This is a genomic window from Cellulomonas sp. NPDC057328, assembly GCF_042667215.1.
Taxonomy (GTDB): Bacteria; Actinomycetota; Actinomycetes; order Actinomycetales; family Cellulomonadaceae; genus Cellulomonas.
Genome location: NZ_JBHUZW010000193.1, coordinates 1 through 3,717, shown reverse-complemented (window position 1 = coordinate 3,717; position 3,717 = coordinate 1). Strand labels below are relative to the sequence as shown.

Here is a 3,717-nt window from a genome sequence, read left to right as displayed (position 1 = left end):
CGCGCCGTGAGCGCGTGCCCGGGGTGCCCCGAGCCGCGGGCCGCGGGCCGCCGCGGCGGCACCGCGGCTGACGTCCCGACCGGACGTGACCCCTCGGACGCCGCGCGCCGTCAGCCGGCGCGGTAGGTGCCGTGCATCCGCACGGCACCGCCCTGCACGCCCTTCGTGCCGGCCACGACGTCGGGCGAGGCGGCGTCGTCGGGGGCGGCGGCGCGGACCGTGCCCAGCACCCACGCGGGCAGCCCGCGGTCGCGGGCGGCCCGCTGCACCGCGTCGGCGACGTCGGGCGCGACGATCGCCACCATGCCGACACCGAGGTTGAGCGTCGCCTCGAGGTCGCCCCACGGCACCTGGCCGAGCTGCTGCACCAGGCCGAACACCGCCGGCAGGTCCCAGGCGCCGCGCTCGACGTCGGCCACGAGGCCCGCCGGCAGCACGCGCGCGACGTTGGCGGCGAGCCCGCCGCCCGTGACGTGGCTGAACGCGTGCACGCGATCAGCACCGAACGCGTCGACCAGCGCGAGGCAGTCGGCGGCGTACACGCGGGTCGGCTCGAGCAGCTCCTCGCCGAGGGTGCGACCGAGGGCGTCGACGTGCCGCTCGAGGCCCCAGCCGGCGACCTGCACGACGCGGCGCACCAGCGAGTAGCCGTTGGAGTGCAGGCCGGACGACCCGAGGGCGACGAGGACGTCGCCCGCGCGCACGCGCTCCGGGCCGAGGAGGCCGTCGGCCTCGACCACGCCGGTCGCGGCGCCGGCCACGTCGTACTCGTCGGGGCCGAGCAGGCCGGGGTGCTCGGCGGTCTCGCCGCCGACCAGCGCCGTGCCGGCCACCGAGCACGCGGCCGCGATGCCGCGGACCACGTCGGCGATCCGCTCCGGGACGACGCGGCCGCAGGCGATGTAGTCGGTCATGAAGAGGGGCTTAGCGCCCACCACGACGATGTCGTCGACGACCATGCCGACGAGGTCGAACCCGATCGTGTCGTGCACGTCGAGGGCCTGCGCGATCGCGACCTTCGTGCCGACGCCGTCCGTGGAGGTCGCCAGCAGCGGTCGGCGGTAGGCCGTGAGCGCGCTGGCGTCGAAGAGGCCGGCGAACCCGCCCACGCCTCCCAGCACCTGCGGGCCGTGCGTCGCGCGCACCGCGTCCTTCATCAGCTCGACGGCCTTGTCGCCGGCCTCGGTGTCGACGCCCGCCGACGCGTACGTCACGGGCTGCGTCGCGGCGCTCACGGGTGCTCCAGCGCGCTCGCGCCACCGGCCGTCGGGACGATGGACAGCAGGCCGTCCTCGGGCGCGCCGAGGGGCAGCTGGTTCTGCTCGAGCAGGTGCTTGCCGAGCTGCTCGCCGGACGGCAGCTCGATCGGGTACCGGCCGCTGAAGCACGCGGTGCACAGCTGCGACGCCGGCTGCTCGGTCGCCTCGATCATGCCCTCCTCGGAGATGTACCCGAGCGAGTCGGCGCCGAGCGACGCGCCGATCTCCTCGACCGCGAGCCCGTTGGCGATGAGCTCGGCGCGCGAGGCGAAGTCGATGCCGTAGAAGCACGGCCACTTCACGGGTGGTGAGCTGATGCGCACGTGCACCTCGGCGGCGCCCGCCTCCCGCAGCATCCGCACGAGCGCGCGCTGGGTGTTGCCGCGCACGATCGAGTCGTCCACCACGACGAGCCGCTTGCCGCGGATCACGTCGCGCAGCGGGTTGAGCTTGAGCCGGATGCCGAGCTGGCGCAGCGTCTGCGACGGCTGGATGAACGTGCGGCCGACGTACGCGTTCTTGGTCAGGCCCTGCCCGAACGGGATGCCCGACGCGGCAGCGAAGCCGACCGCCGCGGGCGTGCCGGACTCGGGCACCGGGATGACGAGGTCCGCCTCGACCGGGTGCTCCTGCGCGAGGCGCCGGCCCATGGCGACGCGCGCCGCGTGCACCGAGCGCCCGTTGATGGAGGTGTCGGGGCGCGCGAGGTAGACGTACTCGAACACGCACCCGGCGCGGTCGACGGGCGCGAACCGCTGCGAGCGCAGGCCGTCGGCGTCGATCGCGATGAACTCGCCCGGCTCGACCTCGCGCACGAACGACGCACCCACGATGTCGAGCGCCGGCGTCTCCGACGCGACGACCCAGCCGCGCTCCAGGCGGCCGAGCACGAGCGGGCGCACGCCCTGCGGGTCCCGGGCGGCGTACAGCGTCCGCTCGTCCATGAAGACGAGGCTGAACGCGCCGCGCAGGCGCGGGAGCACCTCGAGCGCCGTGGACTCCAGCGTGTGGTCCGGGTCGCCGGCGAACAGCGCCGTGATGAGCGCCGTGTCGGTCGTGTTGCCGCGCGCGAGCTCGCCGCGGCGCTGCGGCCCGTACCGCTCCTCGACGAGCTGCACGAGCTCGGCGGAGTTGGTGAGGTTGCCGTTGTGGCCGAGCGCGACGGTGCCGCCGGCGGTCGCGCCGAGCGTCGGCTGCGCGTTCTCCCACGTCGACCCGCCGGTCGTCGAGTAGCGGGCGTGCCCGATGGCGATGTGCCCCTGCAGAGCGTTCAGCGCCGTCTCGTCGAAGACCTGGGACACCAGCCCCATGTCCTTGTAGACGAGCAGCTGCTGGCCGTTCGAGGTCGCGATGCCCGCCGACTCCTGCCCGCGGTGCTGCAACGCGTAGAGGCCGAAGTAGGTGAGCTTGGCGACCTCCTCGCCGGGTGCCCAGACGCCGAAGACGCCGCAGGCGTCCTGCGGGCCTTTCTCGCCGGGAAGGAGGTCGTGGTTGAGACGTCCGTCTGCGCGGGGGGCCACACGACCATGGTGGCACACCTCGTCCGGCGAGGCGGAGCCCGTCCCGTGGCCGGACGCGCCGACGCGCCGGCCGCGCCTCAGCGCCGCGCGCGCGTGCTGCGCCGGTCGGCCAGCACGGCGGCCAGCCCGCCGGCGAACGTGCCGACGACCGCGCCGGTCAGCGTCGACAGCGCCCGCACGCCGCTCACGCCGTCGAGGAACGGGAGCATGCCGCCACCGCCGCCGGACGCGTCGCCGTCGGCGAGCACGAGCGCCAGCACCAGACCGACGACCGCGCCGAGCAGCGCCCCGGCGACCATGAACGACCGGTAGCGCGGCGCCCGCCGCACGGTCGCGGGCGTCGCGACGCGCTCGAGCTCCGCCTCGGACGGGGGCGCGGCCGGCACGGCCGACGGCTCCTGCGGCGCGTCGCCGGACGGGCCGGGCGGCACGTCGCCCGCGGGTCGCCCGCGGGCGGGGAGGTCGTCGTCTGCGTGGGGCTCGGGCACCCCGCGATCCTAGGCGAGGGCCGCCCGGCGTCACCGCTCGCGGGCGGCCTGCAGGGGCAGCAGCGCGGACAGGTCGGCGCGCTCCCCCGACGCGTGCACGCGGCCGGCGGCCAGCGCGTCCGCCCACGTGGTGCCGCCCGTGGCGAGCGCGAGCCACGTGGCCGGGTCGGTCTCGACGACGTTCGGCGGGGTGCCGCGCGTGTGCCGGGGCCCCTCGACGGCCTGGACGGCGCCGTCGGGCGGCACGCGGACCTCCACGGCGTTGCCCGGCGCGACGTCGGCGAGCTCCTCGAGCGTGAACCGCACGGCCGTGCGGCGGTCGCGGACGGCGGCGGCGTCCGGTGCGGCCCGCCAGGCGGCGAGCGCGGCCCGGCCGTCGGCGGGGTCGGTGCGGCGGCGCGGAGACATGCCCCGATCCTCCCCCACGTGCCCGCACGCGACGACGCCGGC

General features: G+C 76.4%; 4 protein-coding genes. All 4 read right to left on the bottom strand.

The features are described from left to right. Positions 1–110 precede the first annotated feature (110 nt). The 4 genes from purM to ACFUMH_RS18765 all read right to left on the bottom strand — a co-directional run bounded on the left by purM (position 111) and on the right by ACFUMH_RS18765 (position 3,675). On the bottom strand, positions 111–1,235 hold the full coding sequence (gene purM / locus ACFUMH_RS18780) for a phosphoribosylformylglycinamidine cyclo-ligase (RefSeq protein WP_378209088.1): 1,125 nt from the start codon (positions 1,233–1,235) through the stop codon (positions 111–113). After that, on the bottom strand, positions 1,232–2,779 hold the full coding sequence (gene purF / locus ACFUMH_RS18775) for an amidophosphoribosyltransferase (RefSeq protein WP_378209086.1): 1,548 nt from the start codon (positions 2,777–2,779) through the stop codon (positions 1,232–1,234). The genes purM and purF overlap by 4 nt, the downstream gene beginning before the upstream one ends. Positions 2,780–2,856: 77 nt before the next feature. Beyond that, positions 2,857–3,267 (bottom strand): histidine kinase, encoded by a 411-nt coding sequence (locus tag ACFUMH_RS18770; RefSeq protein ID WP_378209084.1) that lies wholly within the window; start codon positions 3,265–3,267, stop codon positions 2,857–2,859. Between the two features lie 30 nt (positions 3,268–3,297). After that, positions 3,298–3,675, bottom strand: a complete 378-nt coding sequence (locus ACFUMH_RS18765; RefSeq protein WP_378209090.1) for a sterol carrier family protein — start codon at positions 3,673–3,675, stop codon at positions 3,298–3,300. Positions 3,676–3,717: the final 42 nt, after the last annotated feature.